Here is a 19,614-nt window from a genome sequence, read left to right on the forward strand (position 1 = left end):
TTGGTGTGAAGTATCTAATTGCCTCGATTCTGTCTCTCTCGTTGTGTCATGGTGTTTTTGCGCAGCCATCATCCGCCGGACGAGCTCCCTTCAATCAGACGACGGCTTGGCATGCGGGAGGATTTCATGTCGACGTTGCAGGTGTGATCGGCCGCTCGGATATCGTACTGGGACAGGCGAACAAGGATGCCAGCGAAGCGCTGCCGCTTGGCAACGGGCGGTTGGGGGTTGCGGTATGGGGTGCAGATGGGCTGACGGCGCAGTTGAATCGCGCTGATACGCTGCCTGACCGGCTCTCTCCCGGGCAGGTCGTTGTACCGGGACTTGCAGCGATGACGCAGGCTGAAGACTTTCGGGGAGGGCTGGATCTCTACAACGGCGAGATACAGGAGCAGGGCGGCGGGCTGCACGCGGTGATCTATGTTCAGCCCGGCACGGATACGCTGGTGATTGACGTGACTGGCGCGAATGCGAATGTGCAGCAGACGGCAAAGCTTATGCTTTGGGAGCCGCGCGCGCCGCACGCCATAGCGAAGGCAAGAGTGGGTCTGTTGTCGCAGGCGTGGATCGACGACCAGCAGCCTGAATCATCGGGGCGGCACTTCGGTTCGTTATCTACGATTACCGCGCAGGGAAGAGATGTCTCGGTCTCGGTTGTTGACGAACGCACTGTGGCTGTTTCGTTCAAGCCCTATGCGGACGGACACTATCGCATCCTCGTTGGTTCGCCTCACTTTGACGGACGGCAGGATGCGTATGCGACGGCGCAGCGTGCGCTTGTGGAGACATCTGCTGAGGCGCATCGTACCTGGTGGCATGACTACTGGCATCGCGCTGCGCCGATGAAGATCGAGTCGGCGGATGGTTCTGGTGAGTACATGGAGAATCTGCGCGCCATCTATCTTTATGCCGCTGCGGCGGAGAAGGGAACGGAGTATCCGGGGTCGCAGGCGGGTGTTGCCGATATGCTGTCTTCGGCACGCGATGCGCATCGCTGGGCGCCCTCTGCCTTTTGGCACTGGAACCTGCGAATGATGGTCGCAGCGAATCTGGGTGCGGGTGTTGAAGATTTAAATGCACCTTACTTCAACCTCTATCGGGAGAACTTTCCTGCGATTGAACGCTGGACCCGAACGCGGATGAATGGTGCGCCGGGAGTCTGCGTGCCGGAGACGATGCGTTTCAATGGTCGTGGCATCGAGTATGAAGGCAGTTGGAAGCCGGTTACGATTGGTTATAACTGCGACGCCGGCTTCAAGCCTTACTACAACTCGAGAACGCTCTCGACTGGTGCCGAGGTTTCACTTTGGATCTGGCAGCAATATCTGGCGACTGGCGACCTGCATTTTTTGACGGAAAACTATCCCGTCATGGCGGCATCGACGCGCTTTCTGTTGGCGTACCAGAAGGTTGGCACCGATGGTTTGCTACATACCAGCCCATCTAACGCGCATGAGACACAGTGGGACGTGACCGACCCGACCACTGATCTCGCAGCAGAGAAGGCCCTCTATCCGGTCATGATTCAGGCGGCCAAACTACTTCATCGCGACTCCGATCTTGTGCGCCAGCTTGAGAGTGCGCTGCCGAAGCTGCCACCGTTTCCGCGTATAGCAGAGCAGGGTGCGCGCACGCTGTTGCCGCCTTCGGCAGACGCTGAGGGGCATGATGTCATCGCGGAGTCCTATGCTCCATCGGCAGCGATTCATAACGCCGAAAATATAGGGCTTGAACCGGTGTGGCCTTACGATTTGATTGGAGATAGCTCTCCGATGTTTGAGCTGGCGAAGCGTACCTATGTGCATCGGCCATTTATAGCTAAGGCTGATTGGAGCTACGATCCGGTGCAGGCTGCGCGGCTGGACCTGGGCAACGAGGTGCGGTCCATGTTGCTCAAGATAACGGAGGACTCGCAGCATTCCATCAATGGTTTTGCGAATTGGGACAAGGAGTACGGCGAGTTTTATGTGGAGCAGACGGGCGTTACTGCGGATGCATTGCAGGAGGCGCTCGTGCAGGATTACGACGGATTTATTCGACTGGCGCCTGCTGTACCGCAGGGATGGAACGTCGATGGAAGTGTGAATGTGCGTGGAAAGACTCGTGTCGATGTCCAGGTGAGGGAAGGGCATGTTACGACGGCTGTTATAGAGGCGGGTACGACGGGGCCGCTACGGATTCGGAATCCATGGTCTGGCGAGGCCGTCGATGTCGTTTCAGGGGCTGCGATGACAAAGGTTGTGAGCGGCGCAACCGGATCGGTGATCACATTTCGTGGCGTGGCCGGTACGAGATATCTGCTGGTGCGACAGGGAACTCACGTTGAGGATGAGAACTTTGCGCCTGTGACAGGCACTCCTGCTATTACGGCAAAGAGGTTGGGGAAAGTTCAGATTGGCCTGTTCGCTTTGGGGTCTTCTTCAGCGAAGGAAGTTCGCGGCACGGTGGTTACGCTCGGCGCTTCCATTACGGCAGGGTACAAGAGCACGCCGGGTACGGATCGCGACTGGCCCGCGGTTCTGGCGGCGAGGCTTGCGGAAAAGGGAATGCGTGTCTCGGTGCTCAACAAAGGGATTAGCGGCAACCGGTTGCTGGTCAACGGCGCTGGGCCTAGCGCGCTGTCGCGGTTCGATCGGGACGTGCTTTCGCAGCCCGACGTTCATTGGGTCATCTTCTCCGACGATCCGATCAACGATTTAGGATCAACCCGTCCCGCGCCGACTGGTGATCAATTGATTGACGGCATTCGGCTGCTCATTGCTCGCGCTCACCAGAGGCATATTCAGTTCTTCTGCTCTACCCTTACCCCCTATGAAGGGGCCAACTATTGGACCCCAACGGGAGAGACCGCTCGCGAACAGGTCAATATGTTTTTGCGTAGCGAGAAAAGTGGTTGCGACGCTGTCATCGATCAGGATAGTGCAACGCATGATCCTGCGCATCCCACGCGCTTTCTTCCTGCCTATGACAGCGGCGACCATCTTCATCCTAATGACGCCGGCCATCGCGCGATCGCAAACGCGGTCGATTTGTCTCTCTTCTCTCGGTAACGGTTGGAGACGAAGATGCGAGATTTGATTCGCATCTCTATCGATCACTCGCCCAGATAGCACGAATTGCCTCTTCGTCGTCTAACCCGGCAGGTACGGCTGAGCTGGGAGCGTTGGCGTAGTACCATCGGCGATGGTCGAGCGGTGAGGTCATGGTTCGGCTACCGGGCATCTCGAGGTAGCCGTTGGAATCGGTCTGCCGCACCCAGTTCCACGCATAGCGAAGCCAGTCGCTGCGGTATTGTTTGCTCTGGTGAGCGAACCAGCTGATTTCGTCATAGCCCCATACCCAGTTTCCACCCTGATTCGGTTGGCCCGGATGTTTGCTGACGCCCCAGTTATCCAGCTCCACCAAATAGGGAAGATGCTTGCAGCTCCATCCGCTATAGGTTACGCCGCCTTTGCTGCGGCCATAGATACCATCGGAGAAGCCAACCTTCAAAATAGCGTGCTGTGGCTGGTCTGGTACTTCCATAATTCTTAGAGGGAAGGCGTGAAAGTCCAGCAGCAACTTGCCGTTTCGCACCAGACCGTCGCTTGGAACATGGCCATTGCAGAGCACCATTCGCCTGCGCGCGCGTTTCGACGCATAGGCCCGCACCAGCGAGAAGACCTGCGCCCAATGAGCCAGATGTGGATCGTTGCCGTTCATGATCTCCACTTGTCCGAAGTGGATACCCTCGACTCCCAGATCGATGTAAGACCTTGCCAGAAAGTAGAACCAGAGCTTTGTCTCCATGCGGCTTACATCGGGCACGGATGATCCCTTACCCCACTGGTCTTTGCGTGGGCCCTGCGGATAGGCGATTTCGGCATAACGGAAGGTCCGCTTTTCTACAGGTAATCCCAGCGCGGTGAATGCCCAGTCCGGTACAGGAATCTGTTCTACCTGCGTTGTCACGATCTCGAAGATGCATGCTTCAAGGATCATCTCCGGATCCGCAGCATGAACTTGTGGGAGCTGTTGTCTCGCCCGTTCGAGGTTGTTCAACAGGTTTGCTTCACTGCCCCACAGGCAGATGCTGCGGCCGATGTACTTTGCGCCGATATGGGTGAGCATACGGATGTTGTCTGCCAGATCTCCGCGTCCGTTGAGCAGGCCTTCCATTGAGATGGAGCGTGAGAGGTAGTTGTCGAGAACCTCCCTCGAGATGGTCTTGTGAAAGTCGTAGTTGCGCCGAGGCAATGGCTGGTTTGTGTCGAGTAGACAGAATGCTCTCTTTGTCAGCGTCAGTGTAGAGAGCGCGAGGGATGATGCCAGAAAACTCCGTCGTTCCAAAGTTGTACCCCTTTTGCGGAAGCTGTTTCGCGAAATCAGGTATTGAGATCGCCTCAAAACTTAGTCATCGATCGGCGATTCAACTCTGAAACGGAGGACGTCTGCTGTTATCTGCAAGTTGCATCTGAAACTCGTTTCAACCGACGTAGCTACCGTTAGAAACGGAACGCGGCAGGGAAACACCTATCTCGAGCGGCAGTTTGGATGAGATTTATGCAGCGTTATTCCCAAACTCTATGGCAATAATAAAAAACCTAAATGGATGCATATACTTCCAAAACGATTTAAGAAGATGGAATAAAATCCTTGTCAAGAAACAAAAGATAACATAAGCTTACTCGCACTCTGATTTATCACATTGCCCGTCAACGCTACCCTCCTGGAGGCTCCCCGATGCATCTACGACGCAGAAGTAATTCCCCGCACCAATCGAATATGTCTGGAGTTGTTCGGCATTTCCATTACATTGCCGTCCTGGCCATTCTCTTTTTCTCGTGGAACACGACGGCACCTGCCCAGACGGTTAATGCTGTTTTGCGCGGAACGGTGACCGATGCATCTGGCGGAGTCATTCCCAATGCTCAGATTCGTCTGTTGGAGCCGGCGACGGGACAAGTAGTACGGCAGGCAACATCGACATCAAACGGCGACTTTGAGTTTGACGAGCTCAAGCCCGGAACCTACGAGCTTCGCTGTGCTTCTGCGGGGTTCAAGCAGTTTGTCGCCAGCAATATTCTGCTCGACAGCGGGCAGGTTCGCCGCGTGGATGCGCATCTTGCGATTGGTGGCGCGACCCAGGAGGTCACCGTCACTGCGGGCGCTGCGGTTATATCGACTGAGTCCGCAACGCTGGCGGGTACCTACAGCTCCAAGCAGCATGACGAGTCGCCGCAGGTAACTATCTATCCCACCAGCTACGCCATGATGACTACGCAGTCCGGCGTGCAGGGAGGCGATGGAACGACCGTCGTTGCCAATGGGCAGACGCGCTCGCAGCAGACGTTGACCTTCGATGGAATTCCAAACGATCTCAACGGGGAACAGAGCAACAACGCGAATCTCTTCTCGGAGGTATCGGCAACGTTGTTCAATGCTCCTGCGGAGAGCGCGGTTCCGGTGCAGATTAACCAGATCACCAAGCGCGGCACCAACACGATTCATGGAAGTGCGAGCTATCGAATTTATGATTCTTTGTTCAATGCTGAAGGGTACTTTGATACGCAGAAGACCCCATATCTGCAGCATGAATGGAATATCGAGGTTGGCGGCCCGATCTGGAAGGATCACACCTTCTTCTATGGACAGTGGTTTGCGCAGCGCATTCCGCTGGGCACTGCGTTTCGTGCCAGCGTGCCAACCACCGATTGGAGAAACGGTATCTTTGCCACGACGATCATAGACCCAACGACAGGGCTGCCTTTCCCCAACAACACAATTCCGGCAAATCGAATCAGCCCTGTTGCCAAGGCGTTTCAGGATAACTACCTTCCTACGCCGAATGTTCCTGGCAACAACACGTCTGTGAACAACTATGCGTTCCACTTCCCGTTCAATAGCGATCTCTATCGCGGCGACTGGCCGATGGGGCGCATCGACCACAACCTGACCAAGAACAATACTGTCTTTGTGCGCTGGCTGATGCGCCAGACCCCGTATGTGCTGGACAACGGCCTGCCTAGCCTTATCTGGACACGACTGAGACGCGATCAGCAGTGGGCGGCGGGAGACACGCATATCTTCACTCCGCAACTACTCAATAACTTCAGGTTTGGATATTCGACCGATTACATCATCGATGGCCAATCGGAAGGCGGTCAGACTCCGCCCGATGGCAGCAAGGTGCTCGCGACAACAGGACTTGAGGGATCGAATCCGAGCGGCTTGACTGGTCAGGGCTTTCCTTCGATCACTATTAGCGGTATAACACCGCTCGTCAATGTCCCCGGAGGGGTTAAGGCCAATGATCACATCCTCAGCCTCAATGATTCCATCGATTGGCAGGTGGGGCGCCATGTGATGAAGTTTGGCGCAAGTATCGAACGCTATACCAACTCAGAGGGCGTTGTTCCTGACTATGGAACCTTTATCTTTGATGGTTCGATAACAAGCAATGCATCTACAACAGGAAATGCATATGCGGATTTTCTCTTGGGCATTCCTCAGACCAGCCAGCGAACGAATCCGCTGGGTAATCGGGAGCAGGCGCTTATTGAGTATGGTTTCTACGCTGAAGATTCATTCAAGCTAACCCCTCGTCTCAATATCAATTACGGAGTTCGATGGGACTTATATGGAACGCCGAATGAGTCTGATCATCTTATGTACAACTGGGATCCATCGACTCCTGATGAGGTTCTCGTTGATCCTGGTGCAATATCAAAGGTCAGCCCTTTATTTCTGGCTTTGAAAATTCCAGTAAAAGCAGCCAATGTACGAGCCGTCACGGATAGAGATGACATCGCTCCACGGGTCGGCGTAGCGTATCAACTCTCCGATCACTCAGTAATACGCGGAGGGTACGGTGTTTATACTTCACGACTGGACTCGTCGAAATACTTAGGGAGCTTTCTGCCGATCAATCCTCAACTGGGTTCCACGGGCCCCTTCTCACTCAGTGAAACCTATCAGAATATCCGTGGTAACAGCCAAGCGTATGTGACCTTTCCTGACCCTTATCCGCAAACTAACGCTAATGCTCTGATCCCAAGTCAGAGCGTGAATGGTTACCCGCAACATATCAGCCATGGACGAATTCAGCAGTTCAGCGTCACTTATGAACGGGAAATTGACAAGATTGGTTTGCGAGCGTCCTATGTAGGATCTCGCAGTTCGGGCCTCAACTACTCTTTGAATACCAATTTGCCTGCTCCTCAGAGCAAGACACCATTCACGACAAGCATGAGGCCGTATCAGAAGTTTGTTGAGACGACACTGCTACGCTTCGACGGTGGTGCAAAGTATGACAGCCTGCAGTTTGCTGCTAATCGCCGCGTAAGCGGCCTCACCTTCAACGCTAGCTATTCTTTTTCACGAAGCCTGCTGAACTACCTCGATACAGAGAACCCTTATGACGTTCTTAGCCACTGGTCGAACGATGGAGTTACGCAAAGGCACTATGCTTCCATCAGTGCTGTGTGGGCTCTTCCGTTTGGCAAAGGCCATCGTTACTTGTCGAGTGGCGGAGGCATGATGGACAGAGCTGTCGGTGGATGGTCGACGAATGTAATGACCTATCTCGGATCCGGCAAATGGTTTTCTCCATCGTATGATGGCGCCGACCCATCGAACACGGGAACCTTTGGCGGTCTTCCTGACAAGGTTGGAGATCCGAATAACGTTCCCGGTGGAAGGAGCAAGACAAACTGGTTCAACGTAGCTGCCTTCGCAGTGCCGCAGCAGGGCCATTTTGGCGATGCGCTGCCAAACAGCCTTGAGGGCCAGCGTCTCTACGTAACTCACATCTCTCTGATCAAGGCGGTTTCCATTACGGATCGCGTCAAATTCAACTTTGTTACACAGGCCTCGAACTTGTTCAACCACCCTTACTTCATGCCACCGAGTGGTGATATCTCGGTACCGGGAGGAAACCAGTTCACGAGCCAGGTCGATACCTTTAGCTCGCTGGAGATTGCGAAGCCTCGGCAGATTACCTTCCAGGGAGTATTTGTCTTTTGAAGTTTGCTACCAACCACTGATCCAATTTGCCTGTGACGAATTCTCTGCGGGAAGTTCATCACAGGCCCTTCTTTATGTCGCAGGAGGCCAGTTGATGAGTATGCTTACGCGTCGTGAATTTCTTCAGGCTGCGGGAGGGGCAGCGATGAGCCGCACTATGGTTCATCGCGCTCCTTTTTTGGCGCAAGGAGCGGTAACTGCTCAAGCGATGAACTCCGAAGGCATTCATTCCGGTGCAAGCGCGCCCATCCAGTCTCTTATCTTTCCTGCTCCAAGAGAGATATCGATCTCTGAGAATGATTTTGTTCTCGATGATCAGGTACGCATTGTCATTCCGTCGAATGCTTCGGAAGAAGATCTGTTTCTTGCCAATTCGCTCGTCAATGAGATTGGAGATCGGTTTGGTCTTTATCTAAAGATTGACAGAGTTGAAAATTTAGATACGCAGCAACGCTTTATTTTGATGGGATCAAGAAGCAATAGCTTACTTGGCCAATGTTATTCGCACCTCGCGTTGTCTAAGGATGATGACTCTACTGTTCCCGAAGGCTATCTTCTTCGCGTTGAAAAGAACATCGTCTTTGTGGCTGGCGGCGATGATCGCGGCGTATTTTATGGAATGCAGTCCCTGCGGCAACTGCTGATCAGCCAGGATAGCCGTCTTTACTTTAAGGGTGTTCACATACGAGATTGGCCAGATAAGTCCTTCCGAGGAATTTATTTATTTCTTCCCGGACGCGACAATATCGCTTTTTTCAAGCGGTTCGTGCGCGATTATATGGCTTTGTATAAGTTTAATACCTTAATTATGGAGATGGGCGCGAGCATGCGTCTTGATAAACACCCTGAGCTTAACTATGGGTGGGTGCAGTTTGCAAGAGATGCAAACTATAGTTGCCGTAACTATCCTCCTGGGCCATTCCATGATGTTGAACAGAACTCTTCACACCAGGACACGGCCGATGGCGGATTTTTGGAAAAAGAAGAAGTAGCAGACCTGGCTCGCTGGATTAAAAAACATCACATAGAACTCATTCCTGAGATCGCTTCATTTACCCATAGCTATTACCTCTTGACGCGGCAAAAAGAACTGGCCGCTGTGCCGGAGAATAAATGGCCGGACATCTATTGCCCCACGAATGCTAAGTCGTACTCGTTGGTCTTTGAGGTCTACGACGAGTACATTGATCTTCTTAAGCCGAAGAGTATCCATATTGGCCATGACGAGTTGTTTCTTCCTGTTGGTGCATCACCGCATTGTGCAGATACAGATATTGGAGAGCTATTTGGAGAAGACGTTTGCAAGATCCACGACTATCTTGCCGCGAAGGGAATCAAGACCCAGCTTTGGGGAGATATGCTGCTGGAATCGGTCCGCGGTGTGGGTCTAAAAAAACACGTAAGCCCTGATGGCTGGACGTATCAGACTCCTGGCGGCATGACACCAGAGCAGGTGGAGCGGCTGATCCCGAAGGATTGCCTGATCTTCAATTGGTTTTGGAATAAAGAAGAGGGAAGTGAGAGCGATGCAGAGGCAAATGAAGCCACTCTTGACAAGATGGGATTTCAGCAGGTCTTTGGGAACTTTACTCCTGATATGAAGAACTATGAGACGCGAAAGAAGCGCACCACTCTTTTGGGAGCAGCTCCATCATCGTGGGCGGCGACTAATGAATTTAACTTTGGCAAAGATCTGATGATTAACTTTCTCGGATCGAGCAGTATTCTTTGGACTGGCCAGGTGATGCAGCCGGACGCGCTCATTGTTCAGGTTCAATCGATGCTTCCTGATGTCCGCGGTAGGCTCTCAGGGATAACTCCTCCAAGCATCACCGAGAAAGTGATCACCCCTTTCGATATTTCGGAGAGATTTAATGCGGATCATAAGCTGACTTCGTTGGGAATCGATTTACCTGATCTGAAGACGGCAGTGATCTACCTCCAAAAGGTCCCATTCGATCTGAAATTGGCTAATGGAAGAAGTGCTATTGCTGTTGGGGTTGAGGGCAAAGGAAGTTCTGGATTGCCCGGTGTTACAGGCATTTCCATTGGCGAAGCAGTTAGCAGCCTGATCTTTCTTCACGCGGCTGCAAGGCCCGCTACAAGCAAGGAGAGCTTCAGACTCATATGGGATCAGCAAGACACGGCGGATCTATTGGGATGGTATGAAGTCGCCTATGAAGATGGGTTTGTTACGACGATTCCGATTCGCTATGGTGTCAATATTCTTGAATGGAGTTGGGGCAAAAAAACGGGGGCGCATAGTTATTGTTATGGAGCTGATGCGCTGCCTATTGGAAGGCATTCAGATAGCGATGCTACATTTTTCGCTTACGAGTGGATCAATCCCAGGTTAGGCAAGGTGATTGAAGAGATTCGACTCAAGGGAACCAAAGGTTTCCGTGGCGGCTCAAATGATTTTAACAATAGTTATGGTCCAGTGATAGAAAGTAATGCTGTGATCTTAAAGGCAGTTAGTGGCGTCAGGAAACGGAGTTGATTGCCTGGTTTTGCGCGATCGTCTGTTTCTGCAAATTACAGGTTGGCTTAGCTAGCACAGAGGAGAATCGATGTTTATTGCACATGTCCGGAAATTTATTCTGATCGGTGGTTTTGCACTTTGTCTTACCTTAGGTGCATCTGGAGTCGCAGCGGCTGCGCCTGTGGCAGGGAATACGGCTCCTGCCTGGAACGGTCTCGCACCTACTCCGCCCATGGGCTACAACAATTGGTCGTACTATCAGTGCAATATCAACGAGGGATTGATTCTTGCGCAGGCGAAGGCGCTGGTTAGCAGCGGTCTAGCCAAGAAAGGATACGACACGATCACCATCGACGACTGCTGGATGGCGAAGAAGCGCAATAGCGATGGAGAGCTTGCGGGGGACCCGCAGAAATTTCCTCACGGCATGGCATGGATGGGGCAGCAGGTGCATGCACTCGGCCTGAAGTTCGGTATCTACGAGGACGCAGGCGATAAGACATGCGCAGGATTTCCGGGCTCGTGGAACTTCTTTCAGAAAGATGCGGACACATTCGCGAAGTGGAAGGTGGATTACATCAAGCTCGATGGCTGCAATGTGCCGACAGTGCCGGGTAAGACGAGCGAAGAGACATACCGTTACGCGTACAAGTCCTTCAGCGATGCCATCCTGCATACTCATCGCAAGATGGTGTACTCAGAATCTGCGCCGGCATACTTTCAAAATACGCCTGACGACTGGTATCTCGTCCTGGGGTGGGTTGCCGACTATGGAAACCTGTGGCGTGAGGGAGATGATATTGCGCTGGGGCAGTACTCTGGTCCGCGCAAGTGGAAGAGCCTTAATTACAACTATAGCTACAACGTCGGTCTGTGGAAGTACGCAGGCCCCGGCCATTGGAATGATCCGGATTTTCTTTTAGTGGGGGACAGCGGTCTGAGTATCGATGAGATGCAATCGCAGATGTCTCTCTGGGCGATTATGGCGGCTCCGCTCATCAGCAGCACCGATCTCACGAAGATCAGCCCGGCGGCGCTCGCTGTATTGAGCAACACGGATGTGATTGCAGTCGATCAAGACCCGGCAGGCGTTCAAGGTCATATTGTGCAGTTTGGAGAGACCTATGACGTACTTGCCAAGCCGCTCTCGAATGGAGACGTCGCGGTGGTGCTGTACAACAAAGGCGATGCGCCGAAAAAGATTAAGACTACTGCGACTCTGGTGGGACTTAAGAACGCTTCATCGCTGAAGCTCAAGAACCTGGTATCGAAGGCGATGACGACCTCGCAGGGCGATATTGAGACAACCGTACCGTCGCATGGTTCCGTCATTTATCGAGTTTCGGCACAGTAAATCACTGGTTCGGCGCTACTCATCGGTCTCTTTTTGGAGCGCGATGGGTAGCGCCCGATGTTCGAGGAAAGCGAGCTAATCCTGTTGAAACAATTTGTATTAGAATGACTTTATAGTGGAGAGGTGGCAGAGCCCGGTTGAATGCACCTGACTCGAAATCAGACATAGTCGCAAGGCTATCGGGGGTTCGAATCCCTCCCTCTCCGCCACACCTTTAGTACCAATAAGTTATTGGGGATAAAGGGTTTGAGAGTCGCTAGATTTGCACTATTCGCCAAGAAACCCTCTTTCCTTACGTCATAGTTTATTAAGACTCGTCTCAAAGCTACACTTCCTTCAACAGATACGTCGTTTCGCAATGCGGAAGTCCCATCTTTCATAAACACCCCTCCATCCTTTTGCCTGTAGAGGCTTACCCTTATTTCCTTTTAAGGATAGCCAAGCATACGGCTGCACTTGTCGTTCAGGTATTGCGACAGTCTCAATTCTTCATGTTTGTATGTTTCCCATAGAAGTTCGAGTGGTGTATAGTCCTTTCCCATAGAAGTTCGAGGGGAAATCGATGCGCAAAAGTCAGCCACAGAATGAAATGCTCAAGGGCACTCTGGACATGATGATCCTGCGGACGCTTGTTAGCAGCGACGCTCACGGACACACGATTGCCAAGGTTATTGAGCGCACCTCGGAAGATCTTCTGGAGGTGGAACAGGGATCACTGTATCCGGCGCTGCACAGGCTCGAAGATCGACGGTGGGTAACTTCTTATTGGGGTGTGAGCGAGAACAATCGCAAGGCAAAGTTCTATCGCCTGACGGCAGAAGGGCGTAAGCAGTTGGTGCGTGAGACCAACCGCTGGCGTCAAATGACTCGCGCCATCGGGCTAGTGATGGGAGAAGAGGGAGGTGCGCAATGAGTTGGTTGAGATTTCTTCACCGCAAGCGTTCCGATGACGAGTTACAAGACGAGATGGAGTCTTTTCTGGCAGAAGAGGCCGCTGACAATGAGACGCGCGGAATGTCACCCGGCGAGGCCCGGCGACAGGCGCGATTAAAGTTTGGCAGCACGGAGAAGGTGCGCGAATCGCTGTGGATGCAGAATTCTCCCCTGGCGTTGACGAATATTGGTCGCGATGTGAAATATGCTTTTCGTACGCTGAGGCGCACGCCCGGATTCTCGATCATCGCGATTGTGGTCATGGCGCTGTGTATGGGGACAGCTACATCTCTTTTCACGATTGTGCGATCGGTTTTGCTGAGGTCGCTTCCTTTCCGAGATCCAGATCGGCTCGTAGTTGTGTACGAACACAGACGCGGGGCCGCGGCGAACGCTGCCAATTTCAACTACACTCCGGTTGCAACGGCGGATTTCTATGATTGGCGCTCGAAGACCCACGGTTTTGAAGACATGGCAATTTTTCGCTATGGCGCATACAACCTGACTGGAGAGCGGAATGAATTGCCCGAATCAGTCCGTTCAGCCGCAGCCTCATGGAACCTATTTCAACTCCTGGGTGTAAAACCGGCATTGGGTCGGGCATTCATCGAATCGGAGGACCGGCCTGGCAGTACCGCTACTATGCTGACCTGGAGTGTGTTCCAGAGGCGTTTCGCCGGCGATCCTAGTATCGTGGGCCGTCAGGTTCATCTCGATGGCCGCCCCTTCACTGTGGTTGGCGTGCTGCCGTCGTGGTTTACATATCCCGATGCCGGCATCCAGCTATGGGTTCCATATAAAGCGGATGCGACACCGGATCTCTTGCAACATCACGATTGGCACCAGAGTCAGGTGATAGCGCGATTGCGTCCGGACGTGAGTCTTGCAAGTGCTTTGGCGCAGGTGGGTGCCGTACAGTATCAGCTCCATCTGCAATATCCGCACGATCCTGTGGCTGAAGATGTTGCTCCACGGTCGCTGAACGAGGACCTTGCCGGGAATGTGAAGAAGTCTTTGAATTTGATGATGTGCGCCGTCGGCTGCATGTTGCTGATCGGCTGTCTCAATCTCTCGAACTTGCTAGTTGCGCGGGGTGCGACGCGGCAAAAAGAAGTAGCAATTCGTAGCGCTCTTGGGGCGCAGCGCGCCACTTTGATCCGTGAGCAGTTGACCGAGAGCGTGTTGATCTGTGTAGCGGGAGGCGTGGGCGGCATTTTGTTATCGATATTTGCTACTCGGTTGCTCGCGCATGCATGGAAAGACTTGCCCACGGCGCAAGGCATCTACATCGATGGATATGTGATTGCCTTTGCATGCGTTCTGATGTTCGTAGCGGCTTTAGTTGCCGGCCTGTTGTCTGCGTTCTCGACGACGGGCAAGACAATGATGAAGGCCCTGCAAACCTCCGCACGCACAGGGGCCAGCAGTGTTTCGCGTACGGCATTACGAAGATCGCTACTCACGGCAGAGATCGGAATCACGGTAGTATTACTGGTTGCTGCGGGGTTGCTGCTCAAGAGCTTTATGCGGCTACGTTCGACTAACGTGGGCTGCATTACCCAAAACATGCTCACGTTACAGTACAGCCTGCCCGGAAAGAAATACGACATGCCGGAGAAGGTAAATGCATTCAACGAAGCACTGCTGGAACGAGTAAGAGCCCTTCCTGGCGTTCGCGCCGCTGCACTGGGAAACACCGTTCCGGGAGCGGGATATTGGGGGGACTTCGTATTCACCGTGAAGGAGCATCCTCCGCTCAATCCGGACGAGAGCCTGCCCGAAGCAGTGATGCGCTGGGCCGATCCAGGCTATTTCAGCGCCTTGGGAATTCCACTTATGAGCGGCCGGTTCTTTACGAGCGACGACCGCGGCTCCCTATCGTACAAAGTGATTGTGAGCCATCAACTCGCTAGTCAATACTTCTCCAATGACAATCCCATCGGCAGGCACCTGCACGTTCCAGCGCATTTTCATCCAGGTGCACCCAACGATGTCGACTATGAGATCGTTGGCGTAGTCGGCGATACCTTGTACCAGGTTGGCAAAGATTCAAAGGCAGCCATGTACTTCCCACTCCTTGAAGGAATCAACATTCCCCAGATGCTTGTTGTTCACACGGCGTCGGAGCCGTTGCAATTCTCTGTGCCGGTACAAAAGCAGATTGCGTCTCTCGATCCGGAGCTTCCGGTCTCCGGTGTGCTTACCATGGATCAGGTGATCGGCGAATCGTTAGTGAATGCAAGTCTGAGCGCGAAGTTGGTACTGGCCTTAGCCGTTCTTTCGCTGCTGCTGGCTTCGGTGGGATTATATGGAGTGCTGTCGTACCTGGCCACACAACGAATTACAGAATTGGGAATCCGTATGGCGCTTGGCGCGCAACGCGACCAACTTTTGCGATTGATGCTCGTTGATGGTCTGCAACCAGCGCTGTTCGGGCTAGGGCTTGGGCTGGTGGTGAGCTTCGCAGCGACACGCATCTTTCAATCGATGCTTTTCGGAACGAAACCACTCGATCCCGTAGTGCTTTCTAGCGTGATGGCTACACTGTTGGCAGTTGCGATTCTAGCCTGCCTCGCTCCTGCCTGGCGTGCTTCCCGTCTGGATCCAATGCAGGCACTTCGATCCGAGTAGCACCAGCGAATTGGAACTGGCGCAGATACAGTTTCTTTTGGGCACACCAACAGGTACAGCAATACGAGAGGAAAATGCTGTAAAAAAATGGGCTCGATGAAGGCCATCGAACCCGTGAGGTAAAAGCGTTACTGTGTCTAGAACGTGATCTTCGCCGCCAGTTGGATATCTCTTGATTGATTAGACTGGCTTGTCAGCGTTCCGAAGCTCGACGTTCCCGTACCTTGGTATGTCTGGTTTGGATTGCTGAATACGACGCTGTTCATCACGTTGAACATGTCGGCCTCGAACTGCATCTTCATGTTCTCCCAGATATCGAACGACCTGCGGACGCTCGCATCCAGGTTTTGTCCGCCGGGTCCCATCAAGCCGTAGGGTTGTGTGCGCGGAGCGTTGCCAAAGGTGTAAGGCAGTGCATTCATAAAGGCCTGCTTATCAATGTAAGGTGTACTTCCGGCTGTGCTCGCCAGAAGCCCTTTCCCCCACTTTCCGTTCAGCCGTGCTGTGCCAGCGTAGTTCGGGTTCAGGCTTGGCATGCAAGTTCCCTGGTTGGGCAGGTTCGAGCAGGTTGCACCCGTGATCGCCAGCGGCTCACCCGAGTATGCTCGATAGATTCCTGACACCTGCCATCCGCTTGCCAGCGCTCGCGTCCAGGCATTGCCGTTTCCGATATGCCCGCGACCAAACGGCAGGGCATAGACCACTGTCCCTACGCCAACCTTTGGCTGTTCCGCTGTGCCTGGCGACCGTTCAATCCGGTTCGGAAGCCAACCGCTGCGGAAGTTGCCTTGATCGTCAATCATCTTCGACCAGGTAAAGCTCGCCATAAACGTCAGGCCATGCAGCGGATGCTGCTGCTTCACTGTCACCTGCAATGCATGATAGTTTGCATTGCCGACGTTTCCATACGTGTCAGAGATACCGGTGTATTGCGGGAAGGGACGGAGCATCTGCTGCAATGTGCCGCTGAAGCTCGCATACGGTAGAGCGATGCCCGGGATAATTGCATCAGCCTGCGTCAACACTGTCGGAGTCACCGTGGAGTTCAGCAGACTGCCCAGGGCAAAGTACATCGGATTCAGCTGGTCGCTGTAGAAGCCGCGTGATCCGCTGGTGCGCAGAAAGTGGCTTTGGCTACCAACGTAGTTCAGATTCATCACGATGCTGTTAGTGAACAATTGTTGAATCCCTACGTTCCAGTTCTCGTACTCCGGCGAGCGTCCTCCCAGATAGGGGTCCGCGTAGTTCAGATTTCCCGGAGCCGTCGAGCTGAGCGTTGTATATCCGGTGTTCAGCGAAGGATCGAGGAACGGTGGATGGCTATACGCCGGGAATCCCTGCGCCAGGTTGAAGGCAGCCACACCAGCGCTCGTCGACGAGATCGTTGGCGTCGAAGAGAAACCGAAGGTTCCATTGCCCTGGTCCGATCCGTTGGTTCCACCAGTTCCGCCGCCGTGCGAGTACATCACGCCGAAGCCGCCGCGAACCACTGTAGAGTCGGTGATCCGATATGCTGCTCCGACACGCGGCCCAAAGTTCTTGTAGAACTGGTTGACCGTCGATCGGCAATGGCAGCTATCGGTTCCATTGCCTGCGAACAGCAGCGCTCCCGGAGCATTGACCAACGGGTTATTCATGGTCGGGACGAAGAACGAAACGCGGTTCTCCACCTCGTAGAACGGCGGATAATAATCCCATCGCAGACCCAGGTTGATCGTCAGCTTTGGATTCAGTTTGTAGTCATCCTCAAAGTAAGGCGAGAACGGCCGGAACCGCGCGCCCGTCTCGATCACTGCATTCTCCGTCAGGTTCGATGAGTCCACTGCGCCCAGAAGGAAGCTTGCAAACCCAAGCCCTGTTCCTGACTGCGCTGTGCCTTTCCCCGTGTATCCTGCCGTCTCTGCCTGTTGGAAGGACAACTGTAGCGGAGAGCTCTGATTCAGCGTGTTGTTGTACTCGTTATCCTGCAGCCACTGTAGCTGCGCGCCTGCGGTGATGTTGTGTTTGCCGTGCGTCCACTGGAAGTTATCAAGCAGAATGAAGGCATTCGTCGTCTGCTTGGAGGCTCGCTCTCCCGCCCACTGTGACGGCGCATAGGTTCCACCGAACGAGATCAGAGGAAACGATCCGCTGGCGTCGCCCGGAGGTAGTCCAGCGATTCCGTAGGAGCTTGCGCCCCACTTTGGCGTAGAGGTTGGGTTCAGCGTAACCGGAACGTTGCGTGCGAACCCATACTTGAGCTGATTCACCATATCGTTGGTGATGACCCAGGTGTGTTCGGCAATAATTGTCTTGGTCAGCGTATCGTTCACCGTTGCGCTTCCATAAGGCAGAGGCGCCTGAAAGCCGGAGAACGCCGGTAACGAGTTATAGGACCGGCCTGCCGCTACCATCACGGCCAGGGTGTGATGGTCATTCAGTGTCCAGCTTAGCTTGTCGGTTGTGTTCCATGCATTGTTCGCGCTTGGCTGTCCAAAGATGTAATTGCCGCTCAGGTTGCCGTTGGTCGGCGAAGGAAGTGCAGCCATCAACGCCTGCGAGATTGGTGAGATCTGCGACGCCGGAATGACATTCACTCCTGCCAACCCCATCGGACCAAGTGCCGGGTTTCCATTCGGTCCGGGCGTACCTGCATAGACATAGCCATATTGATACCGGCAGGTTGTGTGGCTCGTGTTTGCTGCCGTGCAGGCCGCTGTCGTCGAAGGATCGTAGATCGGCACATTGTAGGCAGAGAAGTTTCCTGCCCGTGCTGCGGCCGTAGGAACGGTAAATGTTCCCGGGTTGCTCTCCACCGAGTAATGGTCTCCATCGTAGGAGGCAAAGAGGAACAACTTGTCCTTGATGATTGGGCCGCCGATCGTCAGCCCATATTCTGCCTGGTGCTCCTGCGGCTTTTTCGGAGCTCCGGTCGCGGGATTGATCACTGCCTTCGAAAAGAAGTTCCACGTATCGAGCGCTGTATTTCTGAAGTATCCGAAGACACTTCCATGCAGCTCGTTCGTTCCACTTTTTACAACATAGTTCTCAACGCCCTGTCCCTGGAACTCCACCGGATAGCTGCTTGTGAGAACCTGCATCTGTTCAAGCGCGTCTACCGACGTTACGCTCGATACGTTTCCGGTGTCGCCCTGCGCCTTCGTCTTGTCGATCGCGATTCCTTCGACATAGATTTCGTTATCTCCGCCGCGACTTCCACTGCCGTCGAAGATGCCCGTACCGGCCGTCGTGTTTACGCCCGGCGTCAGGTAGATGAATGCTGTCGGGTCGCGCTTGCCTCCGCTCAGGTTGATCGGCAGCGCCGAGTAGGTCGACTGCTCGAGCGTGGCTCCCAGCGTCGCATTCTCTGTATCGAGCGCCGGCGGCTCCTCGGTCACCGTCACGGTCTGCGACGACTCGCCCAGCTTTAGCTGTACCTTTAGGCCGACTGTCTGAATCGCATTCACGGTAACGTTCTTCTGCTCATATCCGGAAAACCCACTTGCTCGTACCGTCACTGAATATTTCCCTGGATCCAGCGGCGACAACACAAAGTATCCGCTTGAGGTCGAGGTCCTTTCTGTCTTTACCTGTGTCCCTACGTTAGTTGCGGTCACCGTCGCATTGGGAACTACCGCTCCGCTGGGGTCGGTCACCGTGCCCTCGATAGCACCCTCGCCACCGACCTGCGCCATGACCGGAGCCGCGCATAGCAGCGCCGCCAGCAGAACGACCCAAAGCCGAAATGCCCTACACCCAGTCCACTCCAGCGGACCGATCTTTTGTCCGCGCTGCTCCAACTGCCTACCATCAAAGATCCTCATGCAGCTCCTGTCCCAGGCTCGGCTCGTTTCATCTCAAACCCGCCTGCGATCAAAATATGAAAATTATTTATAACTAATGGTAATAATGAGCAGAATGTATGGTTGCCAAAATAGCGTTGTCAATAAAGCCATTCCGAAAAAAGATCCCAGCGCAGGATTGTGTCCAAAGCCCCTTTTGAACACCACCCTCTTCTGTATCCAGAAACGAAGCTTCCTTGGTCCATTTTTTCGCGCAAACCTTAGAAGATAAGCGCTGACTACCTCGCAGCGTTGCTCAACATGCGGGCGCTCAGACTGCTTCATTAAGGCTTAATGGTAATAAAATGAAAGTTAAATAGTTTAATTGCAAGTTACGCGTCATTCCGCAATGTGAAATCGCAGAATGCCACAGCTGAAAAGCCATGGAG

General features: G+C 53.6%; 8 protein-coding genes and 1 tRNA gene. 7 read left to right on the forward strand and 2 right to left on the reverse strand.

Going from position 1 to position 19,614, the window contains the following annotated elements; all coding sequences use genetic code 11:
* Window positions 1-5 precede the first annotated feature (5 nt).
* On the forward strand, window positions 6-3,050 hold the full coding sequence (locus IEW09_RS14880; protein ID WP_188554974.1) for an SGNH/GDSL hydrolase family protein: 3,045 nt from the start codon (window positions 6-8) through the stop codon (window positions 3,048-3,050).
* A gap of 37 nt (window positions 3,051-3,087) precedes the next feature.
* Here the strand turns inward: IEW09_RS14880 and IEW09_RS14885 are convergent, their stop codons facing one another.
* Window positions 3,088-4,329 (reverse strand): hypothetical protein, encoded by a 1,242-nt coding sequence (locus IEW09_RS14885; protein WP_188554975.1) that lies wholly within the window; start codon window positions 4,327-4,329, stop codon window positions 3,088-3,090.
* A gap of 435 nt (window positions 4,330-4,764) precedes the next feature.
* On the opposite strand from IEW09_RS14885, the gene IEW09_RS14890 reads away from it, so the two are divergent.
* The 6 genes from IEW09_RS14890 (at window position 4,765) to IEW09_RS14915 (ending at window position 15,404) form a co-directional block, all read left to right on the forward strand.
* Entirely contained in the window at window positions 4,765-8,004 is a 3,240-nt protein-coding gene (locus tag IEW09_RS14890) for a carboxypeptidase-like regulatory domain-containing protein (RefSeq protein ID WP_188554976.1), read from the forward strand.
* Complete coding sequence (locus tag IEW09_RS14895) at window positions 7,994-10,504, forward strand: beta-N-acetylhexosaminidase (protein WP_188554977.1); 2,511 nt, start codon at window positions 7,994-7,996, stop codon at window positions 10,502-10,504. The genes IEW09_RS14890 and IEW09_RS14895 overlap by 11 nt, the downstream gene beginning before the upstream one ends.
* Window positions 10,505-10,574: 70 nt before the next feature.
* The gene (locus IEW09_RS14900; RefSeq protein WP_188554978.1) at window positions 10,575-11,840 is read left to right on the forward strand and encodes a glycoside hydrolase family 27 protein; all 1,266 of its coding nucleotides are present in this window, start codon (window positions 10,575-10,577) and stop codon (window positions 11,838-11,840) included.
* Between the two features lie 117 nt (window positions 11,841-11,957).
* Window positions 11,958-12,049 (forward strand) — tRNA-Ser (locus tag IEW09_RS14905).
* Between the two features lie 353 nt (window positions 12,050-12,402).
* Window positions 12,403-12,753 carry a PadR family transcriptional regulator gene (locus IEW09_RS14910; RefSeq protein WP_188554979.1) on the forward strand — a complete coding sequence of 117 codons (351 nt, stop codon included), beginning with the start codon at window positions 12,403-12,405 and terminating at the stop codon, window positions 12,751-12,753.
* Window positions 12,750-15,404, forward strand: a complete 2,655-nt coding sequence (locus IEW09_RS14915) for an ABC transporter permease (protein WP_188554980.1) — start codon at window positions 12,750-12,752, stop codon at window positions 15,402-15,404. The genes IEW09_RS14910 and IEW09_RS14915 overlap by 4 nt, the downstream gene beginning before the upstream one ends.
* Before the next feature lie 137 nt (window positions 15,405-15,541).
* Here IEW09_RS14915 and IEW09_RS14920 read toward each other — a convergent pair whose 3' ends face one another.
* Window positions 15,542-19,207, reverse strand: coding sequence for a TonB-dependent receptor (locus IEW09_RS14920; RefSeq protein ID WP_188554981.1), 3,666 nt, complete (start codon window positions 19,205-19,207; stop codon window positions 15,542-15,544).
* Between the last annotated feature and the right edge of the window lie 407 nt (window positions 19,208-19,614).

The organism is Edaphobacter dinghuensis, from assembly GCF_014640335.1.
In the GTDB taxonomy this organism is placed as follows: domain Bacteria; phylum Acidobacteriota; class Terriglobia; order Terriglobales; family Acidobacteriaceae; genus Edaphobacter; species Edaphobacter dinghuensis.